Here is a 322-nt window from a genome sequence, read left to right as displayed (position 1 = left end):
GATCACCTACGCAAATGAGGAGAACGGCTACACGGTCGCCCGAGTGGACACCGGAAGAGGCGGCGGCGATCTGCTCACGGTCGTCGGGGCGCTGCTCGGGGCCCAGGTCGGCGAGTCGCTGCGGATGGAGGGGCGTTGGGGGTCCCACCCGCAGTACGGCAAGCAGTTCACCGTGGAGAACTACACGACCGTCCTGCCGGCCACCGTCCAGGGCATCCGCCGCTACCTCGGCTCCGGCCTGGTCAAGGGCATCGGCCCGGTCTTCGCCGACCGGATCACCCAGCACTTCGGGCTTGACACCCTCACGATCATCGAGGAGGAG

Annotated in this window: 1 pseudogene; it reads left to right on the top strand. The window is 68.0% G+C overall.

The window, feature by feature from the left end:
• Window position 1: 1 nt before the first annotated feature.
• Window positions 2-322: pseudogene (locus tag ACLZOT_RS51150) on the top strand (ATP-dependent RecD-like DNA helicase); the annotation flags it as partial.

The organism is Streptomyces sp. 4F14 (genome assembly GCF_048159485.1).
GTDB lineage: Bacteria > Actinomycetota > Actinomycetes > Streptomycetales > Streptomycetaceae > Streptomyces.
This window is presented reverse-complemented; position numbering and strand designations above follow the sequence as displayed.